This window comes from Jannaschia sp. M317 (assembly GCF_025141175.1).
In the GTDB taxonomy this organism is placed as follows: Bacteria; Pseudomonadota; Alphaproteobacteria; order Rhodobacterales; family Rhodobacteraceae; genus Jannaschia.
In genome coordinates, this window is record NZ_CP081157.1 from 24,223 (window position 1) to 43,786 (window position 19,564).

The following is a 19,564-nucleotide window of genomic DNA, read 5'->3' on the forward strand; positions in this document are numbered from 1 at the left end:
CGCGCGACGGCCGGGATCAGGCGGTGAGGAACTGGCCCATCATCCCGGCATCCTCGTGCTCCAAGATGTGGCAGTGGAACATGAAGGGCACGCCCCGTTCGGTCGTCGCCTCGATTTGAACCAGCAGATCCCGCGTGCCGTCGATCACGGCCACGTCCTTCCAACCCGTCTCCTCGGGCCGACGCGGATCGGCGATCCGGAACTTCAGCCCGTGCGCATGGAACGGATGGGCCATCGAGTCGGTCGTCACCCGCCAGCGCTCCACCGCGCCGCGGGGGGCGGTGAAGTCGACGCGCCCCGCGTCGAAGGGTTCGCCGTTGATCGCCATGACGGGCCCGCGCCCGACCATGCCCCGCGCCATCTGCAGGGGCCCCATGTTCTCCTGCAGGGCGAAACGGCGCGTGACGTCGGGGGCGGACAGGTCCGGCTCCTCCGACGTCAGGCGGGCCGGAACGGCGCCGCGCGCGGGCCGCGCGGGATCGGCGCGCAGCGTCATCAGGGCATGTGACGCGCTGCCGCCCGCCATGCCCCCGCCCATCATGCCCCCGGCCATGGCACGGGCCGTCACGCGCGGGGTCGCGGCGCCGCACGCCCCCATGTCGATCACCACCTCCGCCCGCTCGCCGGGCGCCAGCGTCACCGAGCCGACCTCGACGGGCGCGGGCAGCAGACCCTGGTCGACGCCGATCAGCACCGCGGCCCGATCGAAGGCGATGGCATGCTGCGCCGAGGTCGACGCGTTGATCAGGCGCAGCCGCACCGGACCAGCCGGGACGGCGGCCTCGGGCGCGAACTGCCCGTTCGCGAGGACGACGTCGCCGACATATCCATGCATGATCTCCATCAGGCCGGGATCGTAGATCGCGGCCCCGTCGGAGCCGAACCGCTTGTCCTGCAGGATCAGTACGAAATCGTCGACGCCCGGCGTGGACGGCAGGCCCAGTGCGTCCGTGGCGTCGTCGTCGACGATCAGCGCGCCCGCGAGGCCGGCCCAAAGGTCGGGCGCGGTGCGGCCATGCACATGCGTGTGGTACCAGAGCGTCGCCGCCGGCTGGGCCACCGGCAGCGTCGCGTCCCAGGCCGCGCCGGGCGCGATCACGGATTGCGGTGCGCCCCCGTCGGACGGCGAGGGCACGTTCAGCCCGTGCCAGTGGACCGAGACCGGCACGGGCGTCGCGTTGGCCACGCGCGCGGCGACGGTCGTGCCGCGGCGCATCCGCAGGGTCGGGCCAAGATAGGACATCGCGGCGTCCGGGGCCGAATACCCCATCGTGGCCGTAGGTGCCCCCGCGCCGAAGCGGGTCGTGCCTGCCCCGGCGCTCAGGTTCAGCGTGCCGCCCCTCGCGTCCAGTTCGGGCAACGGCCGGAACGGCGCGCCGGGCTCCGGGGTGCCGACGGTGCTGCGGCCGGTCATTCCGCCATGCCCCATCCCGTCCATCATGCCCCCGCCCATGCCTTGCCCCCGCAGGAGCGTGGGCGTGGCGAGGCCGAGGATCGCGGCTCCGCCCGTGACGATCTTGCGTCGGTTCGTTCTCAACATTCCGTCTCCTTCCGGCCCCGTGTTGTGGCCCTCGTCACCTCAGCGCTCGACCGGCAGGCCGGCCTTTTCCCAATTTTCCAGCCCGCCCTCGATGACGCGGGTGTCGTAACCCATCCGGTCCAGCGTGGCCGCCGCCAGCGCCGCCCGCGCGCCCGAGGCGCAGAGCAGATCGACGGCCGTGCCGCCCCGCATCGCCGTCAGGCGTTCGCTCGCCATCGGGCTCTCGGGGTCGGCATGGGCTTCCAGCAGCCCGCGCGGGATATGCAGCGCGTCCGGCACGCGGCCCTTCTGTTCCAACTCATGCGGCTCGCGCACGTCGAGGATCAGACCGTCGCCCGCTTCGCCGGGAGCCACCGCCGCGATCCGCTCGCGCGCCTCCGACACCAGGTCCTTCATGCTCATGCTCATGCTCATGCTCATCTTGTCGTCCTTTCCGTTGCGCCCCGGTTCAGAACCGGTTGGCGGGAATCCTGAAATAGCTATGCCCATCCGCCTCGGGCGCGGGCAGCGCGCCGCCGCGCAGGTTGACCTGCAACGCGTGCAGCATCCGGTCGGGCAGGGACAGCGTGGCGTCGCGCGCCTCGCGCGTCTTCACGAAACCGGCCTTGTCGGTCCCGCGCGCAACATGCTTGTTCTCGGCCAGATGCGTGGCCACGGTGGCCTCCCACATCGGTGCCTCGCGGTCCTCGGTGCCGTAGTCGTGGCCCACGAAGAGGCGGGTCTCGTCCGGCAGTGCCAGGATCGCCTGGATCGAGTCCCACAGTTCGGAGGCCGAGCCGCCGGGAAAGTCGGCCCGGCTCGACCCCATGTCGGGATACATCAGCGTGTCGTGCACGAAGCCCGCGTCGCCCGCGACGTAAGTGACCGAGCCCAGCGTGTGGCCGGGCGACAGCATCGTGCGGAACGCGAGGTCGCCGACCTCAAACCCCGCGCCGTCGGCCAGCAGCGCGTCGAAGGCCGCATCCACGTCGAAGGCGTCGGGCGCGTTGTAGAGGTCGCGCCACAACTCCGCGATCTCGCGTACCTTTTTGCCGATAGCATTCGGCACGCCGGTCCGCTCGCGCAGCCAGTGCGACGCCATCAGGTGGTCGGCATGGGGATGGGTGTCAAGGATGCGTTCCAGCGTCAGGCCCCGATCCGCGATCAGGGCCAGCACGCGCTCGGCGCTCTCGGTCGAGGTCCGGGCGCTGGCGGGGTCGAAGTTCAGCACGACGTCGATCGCCACAGCTCGCCTCGTGCGCGGACAGGCAGCGACGTATTGCACCGAGCCGGTATCGGCCTCGTAGAGGCCCCAGACATCGGGGCTGCCCGGGCCGGTGGACGGGGAATGGCGGGTCAGGTGCTGATGGTCGGTCATGGTCCCTCCGGCGTTCGTGCGGCGCGGGCTCGTCTTCGGACGGGCAACGCGCTAGCTTCCCCACATGAACAAATTAGAAGCCTCTAATGTTCCATCAGACCCCCCGGACGACACGATGGCCGCGCTGGAGGCGCGGGCCGCACATGTCGCCGCGCGGCTGGCCGAGGCGGCGAACCCCAAGCGGCTGCTGATCCTGTGCCACCTCGCGGGCGAGGGGCTGGACCCGGCCGGGCCGCCCGGCGAGGCCTCCGTAGGCGAGCTGCAGGCCGTCACAGGCCTCGGCCAGTCAGCCCTGTCGCAGCATCTGGCGCGGCTGCGCGCGGCGGGCATGGTGGCCACCCGCCGCGACGGCCAGACGATCCTGTACCGGCTGGGCGACAACGAGACATTCGCCTTGATGCGCGCCCTTCATGACACGTTCTGCGATCCTTGACCGGCGGGCCCTGACCGGCGCACCGCGCGGGTCAGGCCGGGGCGTCTCGGTCCCGCGCCGCCACCTCAACGGTCACATGCGCCATCCCGGTTGTCTTGCGCACCCGGTCCTTGACCGCGCGACGCACCCCGTCGGCATCGGCGCCGGGGGCGGTCTCAACCTCCAGCGTGGCCATCGGCCGCTCCTGCGTGATCGACCAAGCGTGGACGTGGTGGGCACGGGCGACGCCGGGCACCTCTGCCTCCAGGTCGGCGGCGACCGCGCGCGCGTCGAACCCCTCGGGCGCGCCCTCCAGCAGGATGTGCCCGCTCTCGCGCACTACGGCCCAAGCCGAGCGCAGGATCAGCAGCACGACCAGCACCGACAGGATCGGATCGATCGGCATCCAGCCCGTCCAGAGGATGACCAGCGAGGCGATGATCGCAGCGACCGAGCCCAGCAGGTCGCCCAGCACGTGCAGCGCGGCGGCCCGGACGTTGAGGTTGTCGCCTTCCGCCCGGGACAGCACCCAGAACGCCAGGACGTTCACGAGAAGGCCGCCCACCGCCACCCAGAACATCAGCCCGCCCAGCACCTCGGGGGGGTCGCGCAGCCGCTGGACGGCCTCGAACAGGATCCAGGCCGCGATGGCGAACAGGCTGATCCCGTTGACGAAGGCCGCCAGCACCGAGAAGCGGTCGAACCCGTAGGTCCGCTTCCAGTCCGCAGGCCGCCGCGCCAGCCGGAAGGCCAGCCAGGCCAGCACCAGCGACGTGAAGTCGGTCAGCATGTGCCCCGCATCCGCCAGCAGCGCGAGCGACCCCGAGACGAGGCCGCCCACGACCTCCGCCCCCATGAAACCGCCGGTCAGGACGGCGGCGATGGCGATGGCGCGCTCCTTCGAGCGCCGCGCCCCGGGCGGGTCGTCGGATGACAGCGTCGGCCGGTGAGAATGGCCCGCGTGGCCGTGATCGTGCGATTGTTCCTGGCCCATGACGACCTCCTCCCGAAGCGAACGCGCGGGCGGCGCGAAAGTGCCACGCCGCCCCCCCAGATGCCCTGCCCCCCATCGGGGATGCAACGCGTCGACGACGAAGGGATGGGCATGGGCGCGGCCGCCGGCCAGATGCGGATGGTCCATGGGCAGATCGGGATGGGCGTGCGGCAGGACGTCGGGCGCGCCGCCGGGCCAGAGCCGGACGGCCAGCGCCAATCCCGCCGCCGCCAGCGCCGCCATCGCAACGAACGCCGCGTCCAGCCCCGCCCCGGCGCCCAGCCGTCCGGCGAGCGGGTAGGTTAGCAGCCAACAGGCATAACGTGGCGGGACGTTCCGCTACATCGATTCGCATCAAGAACTCAGTCTTCCTCCGCCTGCTCCTCGCGTCTTTGGAGAGAGGTGATCACATGGGCAAGACGGCGTAGCAGGTCGTCGTATGTCAGCACATCGACCATGTTCGCGTACTGCCGCTTGATTACATCTAGATCGAGTCGGTGATCGCGAGGCCGCCCCTTCACCATGCGATCTTCGGGATCACGACCCATAATAATGAGGCCCTTGGGGTTCGCTATGCGGATCGAGAGATCTTCGGGAAGCACGTCGCGGTAGCGGTTCGTCAGCGTCCGCTCGCCTTCCACCCCCCATTTTGAGAGGTGGAACAGATACTTCTCGGTCTGCATGACGGTGCCGGTCAACTCCCGCGTGGGGATAAAGTTGTCGCGATAAAGCGTGTGACCGAGGACCGCGGCCGCATCGGGCTTCTTGATCTCGATCACGTCGAGCGCGCCACCCGCGTCGACCAAGCACAGGTCGATCTCGCGCTTGGTTGGGCGCGCCGGGTTGGAATAGACGTCCCGCACGGGAACGCTTTCGAGAACTGCAACGTATTTGGGGAACAGCAACAGGATCACCTTGGTGATCATTCGCTGCCAATCCGCCTCGCTGCGACCGGTCTCCTCCCCCAGCCACCGCGTGATGAGATCGCGGAGGTAGACGTATTTTTCGATCTCGAGCCGTATGAGATCGGCCTGCGCCAGCGGGGCACTGCTGACGACTGACGCCCGGCGGTCTAGGTACCGCTGATAGGCCTCCTGCGCGCTGCGCATCGGTTGAAGCACCTCCCCCACGACGGTCTCTACGCGCGCCTGCGCGTATCGGTTGAGTTCGCCGGTGGTGGGGAACCTCGCTTGGAGGTCGCTGAATAGTTCGGGTGAAATCGCGCCGGCGTGGATCTCGGGGTCGCCGATCACGATGGGGCCGTCACCGTCGACAGACTTGGCCACCCGCCGGAAAATGCTGACGTTTCGTTCGGCCGCGAATGTCTTGCGTTCGAGCGGTACGGTATCGGCTTGGAGCCAGACGTCGTTGGGGATGTCGAGGATGCGACCAAGGATGCGGTGGTACCCACCTGTCGTTCTTGCAAAAATGAATTTGAGCGGTCCCGACGTCTCATCGTCGTCCTCATGTCCCGACGCGCGGTCGAGGAGAGCGTTCGCACTGATAAGGTCCGTACGTCTGAACTTGAACACCCGGCTGACGCGCACCTCACCGGATGTTTGCAGCTCGCGCAGCACCCATGCGACGGTACCAAAATCGGGCGTATATTCTAGGATGATGCATCGTGTTTTGGTGACGAAGCAAAGCAGAACTGTTTTCCTCTTGGATCCCGGGCGAACGATAGAACGTCTGTAAGTCCGCTGAAATAGCCGGAATTGGGTTTAGCGCCGTTATATTTGAGTGCGCCCTCACGAGAAGTCGGGGTGAAACGCCCTGCTCTGCGGACCGCGTTTCATTGGAGTTGTTTCCTTGCTCGTGCGACGCGCCCATAGTGGGGTCTGGACCCATATGGGACATCTGCGGCGACGTTCATGCACAGCTACGAGACGTTCACTCCGCGGCCCCTGCCCCCACCGTTTTTGTTCGGGCCAGCACCCGGTAGACGGTCGGTCGGGAGACGTCGAAGACCTCGGCGAGGTCGGAGATCGAATACGCCCCCGTGTCGTACATCCGACGCAACTCGGTCTGACGGCGGTCCGATAGCTTCGGCTTCTTGCCCTTCAGCTTTCCCTTGGCGCGGGCCACGGCCATGCCCTCCTCCGTCCGCATGCGGATCAGATCCGCCTCGAACTCGGCGAAGGTGGCGAGGATGTTGAAGAACATCCGCCCCATCGGATCGGTGGGTTCATGGACGGAAGCGCCCAAGGCGAGTTTCACGCCGCGTTTCTCGAGCTCGTCGGCGATGGCGCGGGCATCGGGCACGGAGCGGGCGAGCCGGTCGAGCTTGGGGACCACGAGGGTGTCACCCTCCCGCACGGCGGCGAGGGCTTGGCCGAGACCAGGGCGGGCGCGGTTCGCGCAGGGCAGCCCGTAATCAGTGTAGATGCGGTCCTCGGCCACGCCGAGGGCGATCAGCGCGAGGTCTTGGCCGCGCGCAGTCGTCCAGACCGCCCGTCGAGGTGTCCGATGATGGATCGCCTTACGGACACGGCCCAAAGCTGCCTTTCGGCCTCGATCAATGCTGCGTGGCCGCAAGCCTGGAAGCCAACGTTCGGCTGACATCGCAGCAAAGTCTAGGCAACGATGGTAGCGAGCCGACCCCGGACGCGACCTTCTCATGCTGCGATTGCAGCTTCCACCGCCGCCATTCGTGGTAAGTGCACATCCAAGGCTGCATGCAAAAAAGGTGACTTCTGGTCGGGCATAGCTGTTGAAAATCCGCCTCAAAATGGACATCTTGCGTTTGAGAGAATTTGAATAAAAGGTTCAATATGAACGCTGGTGCGGACACAGGATACGGGTATAACGTCGCGATTGAAAAACTCGCTGAAGAATTGGCTGTACCGCAGGATCGCTTCGATCAAGCCGAAAGACGCTACAAAGACCTTGGCGAGTTTTTGCATCGAGATGATTCCAAGGTTCGTGATTATGATCCCGATGTCTATATCCAAGGCTCTTTCGCGCTCGGAACACCGATTAAGCCGACATCCAAGGACGAAGACTACGATCTCGATATCGTTGTCTCGTTCCGGTCTCTGACGAAAGCGCAAATTTCCCAAGCAGATCTTCGCGCGCTTTTGCGGACTGAACTCAAGGCGTATCGCGATGCTCGAGGGATCAAGAATGAGGTAAGTGATGAGCCTAGACGATGCTGCACCTTGATCTACGCAGATGGTGCGCAATTCCACATGGACGTATTGCCGGCTGTGCCGAATGAGGCGAACATGCGTGCCGTTCTTTCTTCCTACCTCGCGGATCAGGCGCTTGCGGAAGGTGCGATTGCCATCACCGATAAAGACAAGACTAGCACATACCGTGTCATTACGGATGATTGGCCCCGAAGCAATCCCAGGGGCTTTGCTGCATGGTTCAAGTCAAGGCAGATCGAACAGCTGAACGAACGTCGCAGGGCATTCCTCGATGCCCAAGGCAAAGTGACAGCGAGTGTGGAGGACGTCCCGGTATTTCGGGTGCGAACACCTCTCCAGTCAGCCATCATGATCTTGAAGCGTCACAGGGATGAGTGGTTCGCGGAGCGGGATCCGGAGCTGAAGGTTATCAGTGTGATCCTCACGACGCTCTCGACTCATGCCTATGCAGGCGAAGCAAGGGTATCAGATGCAATTGCCAAGATTCTGAGGGACATGCATCTAGCAATCGAAGAATTGAATGGGTTGTCGTGGATCGCCAACCCTACGGACCCTTCAGAGAACTTTGCGGATCGGTGGGAAAAATTTCCCGAGCGCCGGGACTCCTTCTTTGCGTGGCTTGAGGCTGCTCGAACGGATTTTGGTGCCGTTCAAAGGTTCAGTGATACGAATATCGTTCTGAATGAGCTCTCACGGAACCTTGGCAACACCCTTGTTGAAGGTGCCCGCTCGAGGGTAGCGGCATCTGCGGGTTCACGTGCGGCATCGGTGGCTCCTGCCGCTGCGGCCGGGGTTTCTGCGCCGGGTCTCGTTTTTGGTGGTGAAGATCGGAGGCCGACGGAGCCAAAAGGTTTTGGTTGATGGAGTTCACAGCTGGCGAGGCGCGGCTAATCCGTGAGTGCGAAGAGCTCGCTAGCCTAGCCACGGCATCAGCTTGGCTGGAAGAATTGCAATTCGGCAAGAACGCCGATGGCCTGCTTACCTGGTCGTTTATTCTGCTCGTCGGTGATCGTCGCATTCCATTGCGGCTGGTTTTCCCAGCACTCTTTCCAGATCTGCCACCATTTGTACTTCCAGCCGACAGCTCAGTCCGGCTATCGCAGCACCAATACGGCGAGGGTGGCGAGCTATGCCTCCAGTATAGACCGGATAACTGGCATCCCGACTGCAAGAGCGCGGATGTAGTAAGGAGTGCCAAAGCACTTCTTGAAGCGACCCCAAAGGACGATGGTTTCTCGGACGTGGAAAGCGCTCATCCTGCCGACTTACCCTCGCTGCTCTCTGGGTGTTCCCGGCGCTTCATGCTACCGCCTGACACCGTCCGCCTCTTAAGGTTGCGCCTTGCCGGACACGCAACCGATATTCGTATGACTTTGGAGCGCCGGGTTGGGGCTTCCGAAGTCCTTGTTGCCCGCATTGCGAGCATCGGGCTGGATTCTGGCTTGCGCGTGCCGATTGATGGTGCGGGATTTGGGGGAAGGGTAGTCCCTGGGGTCCTATATCGATTACCCGACATTCAGCATATTCCAGATCTGCAGCCCGAAGAACAGAAAGAGCTTCTGTACCAGCACCTGCCTTCTTGGCTGCGAGAATGGATAGAAGGCGCCGGCGACATGTTGGTGGTCATGTCAAATGGCAAACGGGAGGTATTACTGCGTGTCCGGCACAACGGATCGAAACGAATGATTGACCTGTTTCATACCTTTGAACCCCCAAAGGCTAGAGAGCGCCGAGTCCACGGCAAGATGTTTCGAGAATCTAGCATCTGCATCATCGGCGCAGGTTCGCTGGGATCAAAAGTGGCGGCCAGTCTTGCGCGCGAAGGCGTCGGTCATTTCATGTTGCTCGACAATGACATTCTGTGGTCCGATAACTTGGTTCGAAACGAACTTGATGAAATGGACGTGGGGCATCACAAGGCAGTTTCTCTTAAGCACCGATTGCTGCGAACAAATCAGGCAGTGAAAGTCGGTGCCTTGGGTATGAGTCTGACGTCTCAATCCGCTGTCCAGCATATTGCTCAGCTGAGCGAGATCATCAGCACTTGTGATCTCGTCATCGATACTACGGCTGATAGCGGAGTGTTTCGAATGGCAGCGGCCATTTGCACGCAGAAACTTAAACCTCTCGTCTGGGGACGAGTCTACGCGGGTGGACTCGGAGGTCTGATTGCACGAAGTATCCCATCTGAAGATCCGCCACCGCTGATCGCTGCATCTCAATTGCGTGCATGGTGTGACGAAAAAGGCATGGCACCGCCAGAGGGCCGCGAACATAGTTACGGAGTACAAGGCGATGACGACGATGAGCCCTTATTCGCCTCTGACGTCGATGTAGGGGTCATTGCCAACAGGCTGGTTCGTCATGCCCTGGACGCCATTTCAACAACGGAGATTAGAGTTCATCCGGAACCTGCATACTTTATCGGCCTTCGCAAAGGCTGGATCTTTGATCATCCCTTTGACACCTATCCGGTCATTTTCGGTCCTACCGACGGATGGGTAATAGACAGCACAAGTTGTGCAGAAGAGGGCGTTGAACGCGTCATGACTCACCTTGGATTACAAGATGACGCTTAGCCTCACAGTCCCACGCTCGCAGCTTGCCAAACTGCAGATCCACCTTAAGCAAGGCGGCAACCGCGAGATCGGCGGGTGGTTGGTTGCAGAACAGACAGCTCCGGGAAAATTTGAACTCGTCGGTTTCACTGTCGATCTTGAGGCAGGGACACGAGATCGTTTCGATAGTTTGCCTGAGCCGCACTCACAACAGATGGATTGGATCTTGCTGGAGAATAGTGGTCGCGCTGGTCGGGTTGACTATCTTGGCGAATGGCACTCGCACCCGACATTCCCACCAATACCTAGCGAGATCGACTTGGCCTCGATGACGGATATGATCGAAAACAGCGGACCTTCGTTTGCGGCGTTGGTCATCGTGCGTCTAATGGGCAACGCCTCGATTACGGCGACCATCACCACGTTTCAACGTGGCCAATTGCCCGAGCCCGGCCAGCTGATAATTGCAGATGTAGTTCCAGAAGCAGGATTTGTCGAAGGCTGGCGAGCGCGGGAACTTTAGCATCATTCGATAGTCGGGAATCCGTTGGCTACTCGTTTGACCATTCAATCATAACCCGCTGTGGCGGCACCATTCAAAATGGAGCGGAAAATTGTCTAGTTCAAATATCCCACCCAAGATACAGACCCAGTTGTGGGCTTTGGCGGCGGGTCGATGTGAATTTTCAGGATGCAACAAGCTCCTTGTCGGGGATCTAATCGCTGGCAAGGAAGATGGAAAGTTCGGTTTCATCGCGCATATTGTGGCAGATAGCGATAATGGTCCAAGGGGTGATAAAGTCCGTTCGCCGCTCCTCGCCCGCGACATCAGCAACCTGATGCTGACGTGCCCCATCCATCACAAGGAAATCGACGTAGACCACGTGGACGACTATCCGGAAGAAACGCTTGTGGCAATGAAGCGCGTGCACGAAGAGCGGATCGAGACCGTAACAGATATGGACGCTGATCGCGCAGCTCATGTGCTCCGTTTCGCGGCAACTATCGGCCAGATGGACTCATTGGTTTCCACCAAAGCCATCTTTGCCGCCATGCCACCCGACAGACATCCGGCAGAGCGACGAACCATCGACATCGAGCTGAATTCCGAAATCAAGGATGATGAGCCGGAGTTCTGGGGCATGCAAAGCGCGCATCTGCATCGTCAGTTTCAACGCAAGGTGAAGGAGCGGATAGAGCAGAAGGAAATCCTTCAGTTGAGTGTGTTTGCGCTTGCTCCGCAGCCTCTTCTCATCGAGCTCGGTACATTGCTAGGTGACATCATGCCTGTATCTGTTCACCAAAAGTACCGCGAGCCATCTACTTGGAAATGGCAACTCCACCAGCCGTCGATAAATTTCAAAGTTGGCGAGTATTCTGGGCCGAAAGACGTACCAGTCGCCCTCAAGCTGGCGCTCAGTGCGACCGTCGATGATCAGAGAATTCGCTCGGTTCTGGGCGATAACGCTGCAATCTGGTCGATCACGGCAGAGGATCCTCATAACGACATCATGCGAAGACAGGACGATCTTGCAATCTATAAGACTCACCTTCGCAGGATCTTTGATCGGATCAAGGCCCACCACGGCGAGGATGCGACTATCAACGTATTTCCTGTTCTTCCGGCTTCCGCAGCTGTCGAAACGGGTCGCTCACGAATGCCCAAAGCCGATCTGCCTTTGGTGATCTACGATCAAAAACCGGGGAAGGGATTCGAGCCAACGATCAAGATTAGCGCTTAGGCCATTGTAAATCACCGAGCGCAAATTTGTCATACCATCGCGGAATTCGTCGCCTCTCTTCTACTCAGCTCTGCGTTCGCCAAATCAGTAGACGACGGGCACTAGCGCCGTATCGAGGTTTCATATAATGGAATTCCCTTTGGCGAATACCAGGCATGTTGATCAATTATTGGAAGACCTGGTTGAGGAGCTTCAGGTCCCGTCCGGTCGGTATGAACAGGCTGAGCGCAGTTACAAGTCGCTCGGCGAGTGGTTGCACCGGCCAGACTCGACTGTTCGGGATGACAGTCCCGACGTGTATGTCCAGGGTTCATTTCGGCTGGGGACTGCAATACGGCCCGCGTCAGACGAAGAAGACTATGACATCGATATGGTCTGCCGCCTCGATTACGAGAAGTCGGCACTGACCCAGGCGGAGCTGAAACGTCGCGTCGGCGTCGAGGTCAAAGCCTATGCCCGGCGTTATGGCATGAGCAAACCCGAAGACGGGCGCCGCTGCTGGACCCTGGTCTACGCAGACGGTGCACAGTTTCACATGGATATCCTGCCTGCGGTACCCGACTTCGAGAAGCGGCGCTATCTGAGTGAGGCGGGTCCCACGCTTGCCCGACTGGGGTCAACCGCGCTCGCGATCACAGACAACGAACACGACGGCTTCCGACAGGCTGGCGGCCGCTGGCCACGAAGCAATCCCAAAGGCTATGCGCTCTGGTTTCGCGATCGGATGGGCCAGGCGTTCAGAAGTCGAGCTCTCAACGAGGCACGCAGGATGCAGGCCAGCGTTGAGGATGTTCCGGCATGGCGGGTGCGTACCCCTCTGCAGGGCGCTATCCAGATCCTAAAACGTCATCGCGATCTAATGTTCAGCGACCGGCCGGATGACAAGCCGATCTCTATCCTGATCACCACCCTTGCCGCACATGCCTATAACCAGGAAGAACGTCTCTCCGATGCGCTGTTCTCGATCCTTCACGGAATGGACCGGTATATTACCCGTCGCAACGGCGTGGACTGGGTCGAAAACCCAGCCGACCCCGAAGAGAACTTTGCTGACAAGTGGGAAGAGCACTCTGAGCGCCGGGATGCATTCCATGAGTGGCTTCAGCAGGCCCGCAGCGATTTCGCATCGGCACATCAGGCGCTCACTGCAGACGGTGTCGGTGCGGTCCTCAGCGAACGCATGGGGCAGGGTCTGGTCGAACGCGCACTGGGGCGTCGCAATCCGGCCAAAAGGCCGGGTGTTGCCGGGCGCCTGGTCCGTGCGGTGAATCTCGTCCTTGCGCCAGCCTACATGCGAAAGCCGCGATGGCCGCAGGCTGCGGAAGGCCGCGTCAATATTCGTGCGGCGAGCTTTACGCAGCAGGGATTCAGGCCGCAGAACTTCGTGAGCAAAGGCGCGCCGCTTCCCAGAAATTGCAGCCTGCGTTTTGAGGCGGACACGACGGTGACCGGGCGTTTCAAGGTCTACTGGCAGGTCGTGAACACCGGGCGAGAAGCTGAGGATGCGGATTGCCTGCGTGGGGGCTTCAGCCCGGACGCGGCAGTCCGGGGTGGTCTGTCCCATTCCGAGAGCACCCTCTATCGGGGCCAGCACAGTATCGAGTGTTTTATTGTGAAGAATGGCAAACTGGCCGCGCGCAGCGGTCAGTTCATCGTGAATATTGGCTGATCCGGAGGCCGCATACATGTCTTTCTGGCGCAAACATGGTGACCGGTTTTTCGACGGATTTATAACCTATATCTTTCGGATCCCGTCCTGGCCTTCGAGGTTGTTGCGTGCCGGAGTCGCTTTGATCGTCGCTGGGTTGAGTGTCGGCGGGCTGGCCGGTGATCTTTCCTGGATCGATGCGGACCGGGTCCTGCGGCTGGCCGTGCAGGCGGATGGTGGCGGGTTATCGGTCTACTGGTCCCAAATTACCGTCTTCCTCGGCATTCTGCTCCTCGCTGCGGGGGGTATCCTTGGTGTGATCGATCACATCGCTGACCGACGGCAGCTCAGAAAGCAGAGCGTGGTTGTGCTGGAGCACCGCGGGTTGCACCAGACCGTTGATACCCCCCTTGCCCCTGCCGTGCCGAAACGCCTGAAAGGCCGTATCGATGTCCTTCCAATCGATCACCGGCAGTCTACCTCAACGAGTCAGATCATCAGTCCCGACGACGCACTCTCGCAGATTGCCGGGTTGCGGCAACAGCTCCGGCAGAAGCGCGACGCGGCGGGTTCCGGCAACGTCAGACTTGTCTACGGCGGTATGGCGCCTGTGCCGCTGACATTCCTGACCGGTATGATGGTTGGCAATGAAGCTAGTCTTACAGTGATGGACTGGGATCGTTTTGCAGAAAAATGGCGCGAACCTGACGGCGCAGATGACGGAGACCGGTTCGTCATTTCCGGGATCGACGGCCTGAAGAACAATATTCTGGAGGTAGCTTTGGCCGTCGCTGTTTCCTACCCTTCGGACGCAGACGGTATTAAGGCGACTCTCGGTGATATGCCTCTGATCCGTCTCGCTTTGCCAACTCTGAGCACGACGGCGCACTGGTCTGCTGACAAGCAATCAGCCATGGCGAAACATTTCACTGATCTTCTGGGCGATCTCATGGCGAAAGGGGTCAAACGCGTCCACCTTTTCATCGCAGGCCCCAACAGCGTTGTATTCTGTCTGGGTCGGCACCTTGATGACAGGCTGCATCCCGAGGTGCGCGTCTACCAGTACGAGCGCTCGGCATCGCCACCATTTCCCTGGGCGATTAAGATGCCGACCCATGGGCAGAGTGCCGCGCTGATCGTCAGAAGTGACGCGATACCAATTCCTCCCGCAGCCACCTGACCATTTACCGGTGTCTTGCGGCGAGCAAAGCACATCGTGAGCGATGAGCGAGCAGGCTCTGGTGCGGAGCGCTACGGACTAGAAACTCCTCTCAGGAGCCGCCCCTGAAGGTCTGAACTGATGCGGTGGATGCCCCCGCCCCTGGAGCCGGACGGCGTCACGTATGCCATGACGTGTGTGGATGCCCCCTGTTTGGCAAGCTTGATCTTCGCGGGTCGGCGGGGTCTTCGATCGGACGTGTGTCAGGCCTCAGAATGTGGCCTTCGATGACGCCACGGGCCGGTATGCTGTTCGGATGGCGGGGTTCACATCGGTTCAGAGAGCTGCAAGCGCTCGAGCCCCGGGTCTGAATGTCCCTGCCATGAACTTCGAAGTCCGTATCACCTACTCCTCGTCGATCGCTTGCCCCGGCCTTTCGGCCATGTCGTGCCGTCGCCCGGTCGGGCTTCGGTCACGCCATTCTGTAATCCTCCTGCTTCGTCGTGACGGCCCAGATCATCCGGGCCATTTTGTTAGCCAGCGCGACGGCCGCGACCATCTTCGGCTTTCGTGCCACGAGGGCGGCGAGCCAGCGGTTCGGGCTGCCGCCCTTCCGGACTACCCAGCGGATTACGCTCATGGCGCCGACGATCAGCAGGCGTCGGATATCAGTCTGGCCCATCTTGCTGACCGACCCGAGCTTCGTCTTCCCGCCTGTCGATCTCTGCCGCGGCACGAGGCCCAGCCAAGCCGCGAAGTTGCGCCCGGTGTCGAAGGTGTCGAGATCTGGCGCAAAGGCCGCGACGGCGCCCGCGGTCACCGGCCCGATCCCAGGAATGGTGCACAGCCGGCGCAACTCCCCATCGGTCTTCGTCGCCGCCTCCAGTTCGGCCGCGAGCCGCTCGATCACCTCCGTGAGGTTCGCGATCTGCTCAAGGTAGACCGTCCCCATCTCCCGGACCGGGCCAGGCAGGTCCGTGGTCTCATCCGCGAGGGCGTTCTCCAGCAGCTTCAGGCTGGCCGGCCCCTTCGGCGCAACCAGTCCGAACTCCGCGAGATGGCCCCGCAGGGCGTTGATGAGCTGCGTGCGCTGCCGGACGAGGCACTGGTGCGTGCGGAACGCGACTGCGCGAGCTTGCGTGTCCACGCTCTTCACAGCCACGAACCGCATCGTCGGGCGCATGGCCGCCTCCGCGATGGCCTCCGCGTCAGCGCGATCGTTCTTCTGTCGCTTCACGAATGGCTTCACGTAAGCCGCCGGCACGATCCGAACCTCATGGCCGTGTGCCTGCGCGACCCGGCCCCAATGGTGCGACGTCGCGCAAGCTTCCATCGCCACCACGCAGGCCGGCCGCTCGGCGAGCAATGCCGCCAGCCGCGTCCGCGACATCGCCCGGTTCGATAGGACCGCTCCGTCCGCCCCAACAGCGCAGACTTGGAAGCTCCCCTTCGCCAGGTCGATCGCCAACATGCTAATCTTCGTCTTCATCATCGGTGTGCCCTCCACATGGTTCTATAGAACCGTCATGGCATACGTGACGCCGTCCGGCTCCAGGGGCGGGGGCATCCACCGCATCAGTTCACTCATCCGCCAGCCCCCTCCCATGGGTTCACGACTTCGATCCCGCATCCTCCAAAATCGCGGGTGTTCCGCGTCGCCACCATCGCCCCATGGGCCCGCGCCGTAGCCGCGATCTGGCAGTCGGGGAAACTGATCGGCCGTCCCGCAGCCCGCCTCTCGGCGAAGACGGTCGCGAAGGCCACGGCCGCTGCGCCGTCAAAGGGCAGCACCCGGCCGGCGAAGTCCTCCGCCACCATGGCGTCGATCGCCCCGCGCAACGCGTCGCGCCGCCGTCCTTCGGGCAGGATCGCGACGCCGCGGCGCAGTTCGGCCTCGCTGATCGCGCTGAGGTAAAGGGAAGACGGGTCTTGTCCCTCGAACCACTCCAGGACTACCCGCGCGGGGGCTGGCCGCATCAGCTCTGACACGACGTTGGTGTCGATCACGATCACGGCGCGTCAGTCGAAGTGTGGCGGCTCGGGCATCGGCTCGCGCGGCGGGAGGTCCAGTTCGGCCCCGCCCAAGGCGGCGAATCGCTGGTGGATTGCCTTGCCTAGGTTTGCGGACGGGGGCGCGCGTCCGACAGCGCGTCGTAGGATGTCGCGTGCCTCCTCCTCCATGGACCGGCCATGCTCGGCGGCGCGCATCCGCAGGCGCTGCTTGACCGCGTCGTCCAAGTTGCGAATCGTGATGCTGGCCATGTCAATCTCCGAAGCTTGGAACGAACTTAGGGTGTGATTGCAGTGCAATCAACGCTCGTATTCGGACAGCGGTCAGCGGGGAGGTTTGCGGGCAGAGCCTGTTTGATCTGTGGTTGCTGCGAACGACGGCTTCCCGACCATCTTCCAAGTCACCGTAGGTTCGGGGCGTCCCGCCGCGCGGGACCGGGTTCTACTCGCTGCGCTCCCCGAGCCGCGCGGGGCGCGTCTCGGCCTTCGGTGACGATCCCTTCGCCGGATGTGCGGCACCGGTTGAGAGAACCGACCACTGGCCGCGCTCCCGTTGGAAGGGTGGAAAAGAAAGAGCAAAGGCTGCCGCCTTTCCGGGTGTTCACGCACCCGAAGAAAGGACGAGGCCGATGCCCCGCACCAACCGCAAGACCCTCCGCAGCACTCATCCCAGGGCTGACGCGGCCCAACTCATTACCGACGAGATCGTGACGCTGCTGGAAAGGGGCACCCTGCCCTGGCGCCAGCCGTGGCGCATTGCGGGCGGCGGGGTGCCGCTGCGCCACGGGGGTGAGGGCTACCGGGGGATCAACGCGTTCCTGCTCGGCATGCGCGCGGCGCTGATGGGCTACACGTCGCCCTACTGGATGACCTTTCAGCAGACCCGGGCGATGGACGCCTGCGTGCGCAAGGGCGAGAAGTCCAGCGTAGTGGTCTACTACGGAACGGCAAAGGCGAAGGATGCAGGTGGGAATGCCGAGGGCGAGTGTTCCCCATCCGACGAAAGGTCCGACGGTACGGACAGCTACCGATTTCTGAAGTCCTACCGCGTGTTCAACGCCGCCCAGATCGACGGGCTGGACGCGCGGTTCCACCCCGAGCCCGAGGGCGATCCGACGGACGGCCCCGAGCCGATCCCCGCCTGCCATGCCTTCTTCGACGCGATCGGCGCGGAGGTGGCCGTGGGCGGTGACCGGGCCTGCTACGTGCCCTCGCTCGACCGTATCCACATGCCGCCGTTCCAGCGCTTCGACAGCGGCGAGCGCTACTACGCCACGCTCGGCCATGAGCACGTACACCGCACCAAGGCCCCGGACCGTCTCGACCGCTCCTTCGGCGCCTCGACCTTCGGCAACGAAGCCTATGCCAAGGAGGAACTCGTGGCCGAGCTAGGCGCCGCCCTCCTCGGACAGCGGCTAGGGTTCACGGCGGATCATTTGGAGGACCACGCCGCCTATCTCGGATCCTGGTTGAAGGTGCTCCGGGCCGACAAGCGCTTCCTGTTCCGCGCCGGCGCGCATGCACAGCGTGCGGTGGACTGGATGGTGGAGGCGGCCGCGCAAGGCGGGGTGACGCTCGACGCGCCGGGTGGTGCCGGGGATGTCGAAGAGACCGAGCCGCACACAGCCGTAGCGGCCTGACCGCCCTGCCATCCTTTGACTCAAGGGCCGCTTCCGCGAGGGTGGAGGCGGCCCTTTTCGCATGTGCGACCAACAGCATCGGAAAGGACCCCGCCATGGGATGGACCACCTACGCCGCCTACCGCTCCCCGAAGACCCGCGAGGAAGAGCGGGGCGAGATTGTCGACCTCTATACAGACTTGGCCCCAGACGCGCCCTATACGGCCGAGTGCCTCTTGGCCTCGAAGGTCGGCAGTGTCTGGTACCTTGCCATCCGGCTGACCCCGAAACCCGGCCGGGAGACGCCCGAGCCCCTCATGCGCGGTTACGTGCCCGACGCCTCCGGGGCAATCGTCTACGCGGGCATCGTGCTGACGTCCCGCCGGAACGGCGAATGGGGCTACAAGGCCATGTGCGAGACCGTGGGCCCGCACGAGGCCGCAACGCCGCTGAAGCTCCTCGACCTGCTGTCGCCGCTCGACCCGCAGGTCGAGACATTTGCCGCCGGCTGGCGCGAGCGGGTGGCGGCCCATCACGCGGCCAAGCGCGCCCGACCGAAGGTCCGCCCCGGCGACGTGGTCGAGTTCGATGAGCCGATCGAGTTCACGGGCGGGCTGAAGGTGCGCCGGTTTCGGGCCTACGCGTACCGCCGGCATCCCGGCGCGCGGGCTCGGATCCTCTACGAGACGCTCGATACCAGGCACGCCCACACCGTCCGCATGAGCGCCAAAGCGATCCAGGACCGGGGCGGGCGCGTCGTCGCGCAAGGGGAGGACGCGACGGCTCCGGCGGACACCTGACCGTCGCATGGTAGGTGGAACGGGAAGGTCCTCGACCACCGTCGGCGCATAGGCTCGGCCGTCTGTCCCGCAAAGGGAGGGGCGGCCCCTTCCCGGGTGGACCCCAACCCGAGGAGAGAGGCCATGCCGAACGACACTTCACCCACCGATTACGCCCCCGATGCCGCACGCATTGCCGCGCAGAACGACGCCTTCCGCCGCGGCATGGGCGGCGAGGTCGCGGGGGCGTTCCACCCCGGCGGCGCGGAGCTGCGCGGTCGGGTTTTCGCCACCGCCGCGGTTGCGGCGCTCGGTCGGCCCTTCGTGTTCGCCTGCCTGCGGGCGGTGGCGGACGTCATCCACTTCCCACCGGAGGACGACCCCGACGGCCTGCACGACTTTGGCGCCGTGGAGGTCGAGGGCACGCGGGTGTGGTGGAAGATCGACCTCTATTCGGACGACCGGCTCGCATGGGGCTCGGAGCATCCCGACGATCTGACCCGCACCTACCGCGTGCTGACGATCCTGTTCCCGGAAGACTGGTAGGTCGCGCGCCCCTTCCACCCATCCGCCAGCCCGAGGCTCCCGCTCCCGAAA

General features: G+C 63.3%; 19 protein-coding genes. 10 read left to right on the top strand and 9 right to left on the bottom strand.

Going from position 1 to position 19,564, the window contains the following annotated elements; all coding sequences use genetic code 11:
- Positions 1-16: 16 nt before the first annotated feature.
- From K3551_RS18610 to K3551_RS18620, 3 genes are read right to left on the bottom strand one after another with little or no spacing between them, the layout of a single operon-like run.
- Positions 17-1,540: a multicopper oxidase family protein gene (locus K3551_RS18610; RefSeq protein ID WP_259920097.1), complete on the bottom strand. Its 1,524-nt coding sequence runs from the start codon at positions 1,538-1,540 to the stop codon at positions 17-19.
- Between the two features lie 39 nt (positions 1,541-1,579).
- A complete protein-coding gene (locus tag K3551_RS18615; protein WP_259920099.1) occupies positions 1,580-1,960 on the bottom strand; it encodes a rhodanese-like domain-containing protein in 381 nt (126 codons plus the stop codon).
- Between the two features lie 28 nt (positions 1,961-1,988).
- Positions 1,989-2,897: an MBL fold metallo-hydrolase gene (locus tag K3551_RS18620; RefSeq protein ID WP_259920102.1), complete on the bottom strand. Its 909-nt coding sequence runs from the start codon at positions 2,895-2,897 to the stop codon at positions 1,989-1,991.
- Between the two features lie 115 nt (positions 2,898-3,012).
- Between K3551_RS18620 and K3551_RS18625 the strand changes: the two genes are divergently transcribed.
- The gene (locus K3551_RS18625) at positions 3,013-3,330 is read left to right on the top strand and encodes a metalloregulator ArsR/SmtB family transcription factor (protein WP_259920107.1); all 318 of its coding nucleotides are present in this window, start codon (positions 3,013-3,015) and stop codon (positions 3,328-3,330) included.
- A 31-nt stretch (positions 3,331-3,361) separates the two neighbouring features.
- Here K3551_RS18625 and K3551_RS18630 read toward each other — a convergent pair whose 3' ends face one another.
- The 3 genes from K3551_RS18630 to K3551_RS18640 all read right to left on the bottom strand — a co-directional run bounded on the left by K3551_RS18630 (position 3,362) and on the right by K3551_RS18640 (position 6,778).
- Positions 3,362-4,303 (bottom strand): cation diffusion facilitator family transporter, encoded by a 942-nt coding sequence (locus K3551_RS18630; RefSeq protein WP_259920171.1) that lies wholly within the window; start codon positions 4,301-4,303, stop codon positions 3,362-3,364.
- 362 nt (positions 4,304-4,665) lie between these two features.
- Entirely contained in the window at positions 4,666-5,880 is a 1,215-nt protein-coding gene (locus K3551_RS18635; RefSeq protein WP_259920109.1) for a Shedu immune nuclease family protein, read from the bottom strand.
- Positions 5,881-6,193: 313 nt separating this feature from the next.
- A complete protein-coding gene (locus K3551_RS18640) occupies positions 6,194-6,778 on the bottom strand; it encodes a recombinase family protein (protein ID WP_259920174.1) in 585 nt (194 codons plus the stop codon).
- Positions 6,779-7,074: 296 nt separating this feature from the next.
- On the opposite strand from K3551_RS18640, the gene K3551_RS18645 reads away from it, so the two are divergent.
- The 6 genes from K3551_RS18645 (at position 7,075) to K3551_RS18670 (ending at position 14,580) form a co-directional block, all read left to right on the top strand.
- Positions 7,075-8,313, top strand: coding sequence for a nucleotidyltransferase (locus tag K3551_RS18645; RefSeq protein ID WP_259920111.1), 1,239 nt, complete (start codon positions 7,075-7,077; stop codon positions 8,311-8,313).
- On the top strand, positions 8,313-10,031 hold the full coding sequence (locus tag K3551_RS18650) for a ThiF family adenylyltransferase (RefSeq protein WP_259920114.1): 1,719 nt from the start codon (positions 8,313-8,315) through the stop codon (positions 10,029-10,031). Before K3551_RS18645 ends, K3551_RS18650 begins: the two co-directional genes overlap by 1 nt.
- The gene (locus tag K3551_RS18655) at positions 10,021-10,533 is read left to right on the top strand and encodes a Mov34/MPN/PAD-1 family protein (protein ID WP_259920116.1); all 513 of its coding nucleotides are present in this window, start codon (positions 10,021-10,023) and stop codon (positions 10,531-10,533) included. Before K3551_RS18650 ends, K3551_RS18655 begins: the two co-directional genes overlap by 11 nt.
- Positions 10,534-10,663: 130 nt before the next feature.
- Positions 10,664-11,752 carry an SAVED domain-containing protein gene (locus tag K3551_RS18660; RefSeq protein WP_259920118.1) on the top strand — a complete coding sequence of 363 codons (1,089 nt, stop codon included), beginning with the start codon at positions 10,664-10,666 and terminating at the stop codon, positions 11,750-11,752.
- A 127-nt stretch (positions 11,753-11,879) separates the two neighbouring features.
- Complete coding sequence (locus tag K3551_RS18665; protein WP_259920120.1) at positions 11,880-13,421, top strand: nucleotidyltransferase; 1,542 nt, start codon at positions 11,880-11,882, stop codon at positions 13,419-13,421.
- A gap of 16 nt (positions 13,422-13,437) precedes the next feature.
- A complete protein-coding gene (locus K3551_RS18670; RefSeq protein ID WP_259920122.1) occupies positions 13,438-14,580 on the top strand; it encodes an SAVED domain-containing protein in 1,143 nt (380 codons plus the stop codon).
- Between the two features lie 451 nt (positions 14,581-15,031).
- Here K3551_RS18670 and K3551_RS18675 read toward each other — a convergent pair whose 3' ends face one another.
- From K3551_RS18675 to K3551_RS18685, 3 genes are all read right to left on the bottom strand, one after another.
- Entirely contained in the window at positions 15,032-16,048 is a 1,017-nt protein-coding gene (locus K3551_RS18675) for an IS110 family transposase (RefSeq protein ID WP_259920176.1), read from the bottom strand.
- Positions 16,049-16,143: 95 nt separating this feature from the next.
- Positions 16,144-16,572, bottom strand: coding sequence for a type II toxin-antitoxin system VapC family toxin (locus K3551_RS18680; protein ID WP_259920124.1), 429 nt, complete (start codon positions 16,570-16,572; stop codon positions 16,144-16,146).
- 6 nt (positions 16,573-16,578) lie between these two features.
- Entirely contained in the window at positions 16,579-16,821 is a 243-nt protein-coding gene (locus tag K3551_RS18685) for a FitA-like ribbon-helix-helix domain-containing protein (RefSeq protein WP_259920127.1), read from the bottom strand.
- Between the two features lie 377 nt (positions 16,822-17,198).
- Here K3551_RS18685 and K3551_RS18690 point away from each other — a divergent pair, with 377 nt between their 5' ends.
- The 3 genes from K3551_RS18690 (at position 17,199) to K3551_RS18700 (ending at position 19,513) form a co-directional block, all read left to right on the top strand.
- On the top strand, positions 17,199-18,209 hold the full coding sequence (locus tag K3551_RS18690; RefSeq protein WP_259920130.1) for an ArdC family protein: 1,011 nt from the start codon (positions 17,199-17,201) through the stop codon (positions 18,207-18,209).
- A 95-nt stretch (positions 18,210-18,304) separates the two neighbouring features.
- Positions 18,305-18,988, top strand: a complete 684-nt coding sequence (locus K3551_RS18695; RefSeq protein WP_259920133.1) for a DUF6927 domain-containing protein — start codon at positions 18,305-18,307, stop codon at positions 18,986-18,988.
- A 123-nt stretch (positions 18,989-19,111) separates the two neighbouring features.
- Positions 19,112-19,513 carry a DUF3768 domain-containing protein gene (locus K3551_RS18700; protein WP_259920134.1) on the top strand — a complete coding sequence of 134 codons (402 nt, stop codon included), beginning with the start codon at positions 19,112-19,114 and terminating at the stop codon, positions 19,511-19,513.
- Positions 19,514-19,564: the final 51 nt, after the last annotated feature.